Genomic DNA, 5,479 nt, shown 5'->3' with positions numbered 1-5,479 from the left:
CGGGCGGCACCCCCGCCCCGGATACGGCCATGACCGGTCCGGCGGGCTACGGCCTTGGGACGGGAACAAGTCCGATCTCCCCAGGGCAGCCGGGGGCGCGTGAGCGCTCACCCGGTTCCAGGGACGGGCGGGGACCCGGGGCGGGCGGCCGGCTCAGCGACCGGGAACTCGCGGTCCTCAGCTATCTGCCGACGATGTTGACGACCGCCGAGATCGCCGCCGAGCTCTTCGTCTCCGTGAACACGGTGAAGACGCACCTGAAGAGCATCTACCGCAAGCTCGACGTGCCACGGCGTCGCGACGCTGTACATCGCGCGCGCGAATTGCGTCTATTGTAAATAGTCATACCATTTATCGTAAAAATAAATTTTAGGTGGGAGGTCAACGGCCCGGTGGTCGGGGCGCCGCGATCAGGATGACGGTGATTCAGTGAATCGCGGCGGGCACGGGGGTGGGTACCCTCCCCCCGAGCCGGGTCCGTCGTCCACTGCGTCCGCATAGCCGGCATCGGTGCGGTCGCTCTCCGTGTAACCGGGGCCCGCGTGACCGGCATCGAGGTAGCCGGCATCCCTCTGGATCCTGTTGGACCCGGGCTGCGGTGGGCCGTACCGGTATGTGCCGAACGCCGCCGTTCGTTCGATGCGCCGCCCGATCGGTCCGGGACCAGGCCCGATCGGTGTCCGCCCCGCTCCGCGGGTACGTGCGGTGGCCCGTGCCGGTGCCGGCAGGAAGGCGCGGAGCAGGCAGATCATCGATGTCACGATCCCCGTGATCATCAGGATCAGGCCCAGAACCTGGAGATCCACTCCGGTGGTGTGCCAGGTGAGCGCGTAGCGCAGGATGGCACCCACCACGACCAGGAAGACCGACCGCCCCAAGGTCATCGCCTTCGTACCTCCGCCTCTCTCCTACCGTGGCTTTGGTCTCCTGCTGTGGCTTCGACCGGTCGATGATCGGTGCATGGCCACATCGCGCCCCGGCCGCGCTCGATGGTGTCCGCGCTCGATGTGTCGTCGTCGTGGAGCGGCACCATGGGATGGGTGGTCCGTGCGGGGAGCGGAGAACTCAACCCCTCCGGAGGCGGGCCGCGGACCGCTGGCGAAACCGTGCACTGCCGCTGTGGATACCCTGCGTGACCAATGTTCATGCTGTCGATGTCGGTCGGGATCCGGGGCTCACCCGCGCCGGAGGACGTTTTCCGGCTTCTTTCGCGGCCGCGATCGAAGCCGGGGAGCCAATCTCGTACTTGTGAGGTAGCCCCGACGGGCGGTGCCAGCGGGAGGGAAAAATCACCTCGAGCCACTGCCGGGGGCCGCCGGACGCCGCCATCCCAAACGTTTACGTGCGTTAAGGTCGCGTTTTCCCCGGCTGAGCCGAAGATGCGGGGTGAGTGTGATCGGGGGGCGTGGGCGACTACTGGCGTAGCGAGGGAGGTGGGCCCTACGCTTGCCGAACCTGTCCAACTTCGCCGGAAATCAACCTGGCGGCATCGTCCCTAGCGGACGAGGCCTGGCGTCGGTTCTGAGTTCTGACCCCCCCGGAGGCACGTGTGACCGACCGAGTTTCCCGCCCGCATGATGTTATCGGTGAGGACGCACTACATCGGCCGCGAATTGGCGTGACCGTCGACACATCCGCCGAGGCCGCTGCGGCGGGCCGGGTCGCGAGGCGTGTCTCCGCGAGCTCACCCGCACCGCTGACCCCGCCGCACCGCTCGCCGGCCACCCGGCATTCCGCCGCCACCGGCGCCGGTGCGGGGCGACCGCTGCACCAGCGCTCCGGCCCGCCGGGGAGCAGCGTGCCGATGGGCGGCTCGCCGATGGGCCGCGGCGACGCGCCGAGCGCCACCGGCCGCGCGGTCCCGCCCGTCCGGTCCGCTCCGGTGGCGCGTACCGCGCCGATGCCGCGGGACCTGGCTCTCGGCGCGGCCGAGCTGCGCGGCATCCTGCGCGTGGTGGAGGACTGCGAGCGGGCGTCGTCGCTGGCATCCTTCCGCGAGCTCGCCCTGGACGGCATGGCCCGGCATCTCGGTTACCGGCATTCCGCCTTCTTCCTGGGCTCCTCGCTCGAGACCGCCTTCCAGGACGCCCGGCCCACCGGTCGCGGACTGGCGCTTCGACTCGCGGGCTCCTACCTGGAGCGTTACCGGGAGCTGGAGGCCCTCAGCAATCCGGACAGCCTGCGTTCGGTCCGCGAGCGGGGGCTCGCCACCCTTGACGATCTCGGCGTCCCGGAACGCCCGGAGGTGCGGATGCGCCTGGAGCGGTTTCTGCGGGCACACGGCATCCACGCGAAGCTGCTCATCCGCCTGTTCGGTCCGTCGAACGTGGGCGCCGTGGTGTCCCTGCTGGATTCTCGGCCGGGCGCGTTCGGACCGCGGGACCGCGCCGTCGGGGCAGTTCTCGGGCGGCATCTCGGTAACCTCCTGCGTTTCTACATCCGGGCGGACCCGGGCCCGTCGGTCGCGGGCAAGCTGTCGGCGCGCGAGCGCGACGTCGTCCGTCTCGTCGCCGAAGGCCGTTCCAATCGCCAGGTCGCCGAGGCGCTGTGCATCAGCATCGACACGGTCAAGCACCATCTCACCCATGCGCTCGTGGCGACGGGGTGCACGAACCGGACCCAGCTGGCGATCGCGTGGCAGCGGGAGACGAGCGCGTTCGCGGCCCCCGGCAACCCGCGGCCCTGAAGCGGCCCTGAAACTGTGACGTCATAAGGTCATGAGGCCGCTGCCGTGGATGTTCGATCGGCGGGATCCGTGGGATCCGCGGCGGTTCCGATGATCTACGACCTCGGATTCGAGCCGCGAACCCCGGTGCGCCACCGCGCGGGACGCGGTCGCCGGCACCTGGTCCTCCGATGACGGCGATCATGATCGACCTCTTCGTCGGGGCCGCCGGCATTTCGGCGCGAAGGGATGAGGCGAGAGCCCGGTCCCGATGATCGAGCAGTGGCGGGAACGGACACCCTGGGTGTCCGTTCCCGGTGCCGACGGCCGCGTGCCGATGATCCCACCCGGGTGACAAAGCCGGTCCGTGGTAATCGATCGATCTGGCCTCGCCTGACCGGTCCCGAGGGTCATGTCCTGCACGCCCCGCGACGACTGTCGCTTATTGTGGCTGAAATGTTGCCATTGGCATCCCTATTGAGGTCGTTGCCGGAAAGTTGATCGGATAAGCTTGCGATCGATGGCGCGCTGTGACTAGGTTGGCCGATGTCCCTTCTGGTCCGCATGGGGTCTGAAGGAGTCAGTCCCCGTCCGTCAGCGCCTGACCCGGCCGGCGGCGACCACGATCGATTTTCAGGACGGTGTCCGCCCGTGGTTCCATACCTCCCGGGGCGTCGTCCTCGCATCCGATTTCTCCAGGCCCTGCGCGTGCGGGTGTGTGTTGCCGGAAAGTAGCCACATCTGTTCATCGCCGCATTGGATGATCGATACTGAAGAGAAACCGCCGCGACCGGCGACCGGGATAGCGACCTGCGTGATACTCATTCGTAACCTCCATCGATGGCCGCAGCGATTGATGACGTCGCCCGGTGCACACCCCTGCGGGCTCTGTGTAATCCCGATCCGCGACATCGTCATCGATGTCCGGCGGTGGGCGAGCCGGCGACTGGATGCCGTCCGAACCTGGTCACGGCGACCGCGCCAGTGGTCCGATGGGCCCACGATCACCGCTGTGGTCCGGCGCCGCGCAATGATCCCAACCGAGCCGGCTAGTATTCCGCGCACGTTGGCAATCCTGTGTCGGCTAATCGGATGCGGCCGCCGTGGGACCGGGGGACACCAGTTCCGCGACAGCCTGTTGGGGGTTGGTTCGTTTTTCGCATACTCAGGGCGGATGCGGCTTCCCGGATGTCTGCCGTCCCGACGGCACTGACCAGGAGGTCTGGATGGTGCGGGCGGTCCTGTCGTCCGAAACAAGTCGATCATGCTGGTTCGGTGGGTGAGTTCCATGGCCTCGATGCGCCGCCGCGGCGATCGTGCGGCAGCGGGCGCGCCGCCGGCCACGGGTCTGCCGGCTGCCCGCCTGCCCTTGCGGTGCCCGCCCACGCGGACCAGCGATTGCCCGCCCATGCGGACCAGCACAGCCCCCTCAGCCTCTGCCCCCTCAGCGCCCTGCCTCAGGCGGGGACCGGTCGGGAGGACCAGCCGATGACCACTGCACCCAGCGCGTCACCCGTGGCCTCGCCGGCCAACCCCGCCGACCGCGATCCGCTCGACGCCCGCGAGCTGGTCGTGGTGATCACGCCGTTCGCCGAACCGTCCGCGTCCCTGGTCGCCGCGGTGCAGCGGGCCGGAGGGCTCGGGGTGCTGGATCTCGGGCTGCTGGCCGGACCGGCGCGTGATGCGCTGCGGGACGCCGCGCGGTGGGCGCCGGGCCGGTTCGGGGTGCGGGCCGCCCCCGGCTGCCCCCTCGGTCCCGACGAGCTGCCCGCGAGCGTCGGGACTGTCGTACTCGTCGCCCGATCCGGCCCGGATCCCCGATCCGGCCCCGTCGCGTGGGCGGATGCCGGGCCGGGCCCGGGGAGCCGCTGGGACATCGGCGCGCTGACGAGCCGGTGGCGGACGAGCGGGCCGCGTGGAGAGGCGCGGCGCCGGGTCTGGGCGGAGGTCACCTCGGTTGCGCAGGCGCGCGACGCGGTGGCTGCGGGGGTCGAGGGGCTGATCGCGCGAGGTAACGAGTCCGGGGGGCCTGTGGGCGACCTCACCACCTTCACCCTCCTGCAACATCTGCTCGCGCAGGCGTTCGTCACCACCGAGGGCGCGCCGCTGCCCGTGTTTGCCGCTGGCGGGATCGGTCCGGCCACCGCGGCCGCCGCGGTGGCCGGCGGCGCGGCCGGCGTGGTCCTGGACTCCCAGCTCGCCCTGGTGCGTGAGATGGAGCTGCCGGCACAGGTCGCGGCGGCGATCCGCGCGATGGACGGCAGCGAGACCACCCTCCTCGCCGGCTACCGGGTGTACACCCGCCCCGATCTGCCCGTCGCCGCCATGACGGGCGCTGCCACGGCGATCCCGTTCCGGCTGGGTGCGCGTGATCTGCGTAACCAGTTTCTCCCGGTTGGCCAGGACGGAGCGTTCGCCGCCGATCTCGCCGACCGCCACGTGACCGCGGGCGGTGTCGTACGGGCCGTGCGTCAGGGCATCCGCGAGGGCATCGCTGCCGCCACCCGTACCCGTCCCCTCGCCCCCGGTGCGCCCTTCGCCGCTGTCCACGGCCTGCGCCACCCGGTCGCGCAGGGACCGATGACGCGGGTCAGCGACCGGGCGGCGTTCGCTCGTGCCGTCGCCGACGAGGGCGGGCTGCCTTTCCTCGCCCTGGCGCTGATGAGTGGCGAGGACAGCCGCGCCCTGCTGGAGGAGACCGCGGACCTGCTCGGGGACGCGCCCTGGGGGGTCGGGGTCCTCGGGTTCGCCCCGGCGCCGCTGCGGGCCGCCCAACTCGCCGCCGTGCATGACGTGCGTCCTGCCTGCGCGATC

Annotated in this window: 4 protein-coding genes; 3 read left to right on the top strand and 1 reads right to left on the bottom strand. The window is 70.5% G+C overall.

The features are described 5' to 3' along the window. Positions 1–338, top strand: a 338-nt coding sequence (locus tag AC08OX_RS14435; RefSeq protein WP_476608296.1) for a response regulator transcription factor, incomplete at its 5' end; no start/stop codon positions are given. A gap of 72 nt (positions 339–410) precedes the next feature. On the opposite strand, the gene AC08OX_RS14430 is transcribed toward AC08OX_RS14435, so the two are convergent. After that, positions 411–884, bottom strand: coding sequence for a hypothetical protein (locus tag AC08OX_RS14430; RefSeq protein WP_476608295.1), 474 nt, complete (start codon positions 882–884; stop codon positions 411–413). Positions 885–1,618: 734 nt separating this feature from the next. On the opposite strand from AC08OX_RS14430, the gene AC08OX_RS14425 reads away from it, so the two are divergent. After that, the gene (locus AC08OX_RS14425; protein WP_476608294.1) at positions 1,619–2,686 is read left to right on the top strand and encodes a helix-turn-helix transcriptional regulator; all 1,068 of its coding nucleotides are present in this window, start codon (positions 1,619–1,621) and stop codon (positions 2,684–2,686) included. A 1,467-nt stretch (positions 2,687–4,153) separates the two neighbouring features. Continuing rightward, positions 4,154–5,479, top strand: a 1,326-nt coding sequence (locus AC08OX_RS14420) for a nitronate monooxygenase (RefSeq protein WP_476608293.1), incomplete at its 3' end; no start/stop codon positions are given.

Source organism: Frankia sp. CoBUL1 (assembly GCF_978021245.1).
The sequence above is the reverse complement of the archived record's forward strand: the minus strand, read 5'-3'. Positions and strand labels throughout refer to the sequence as shown.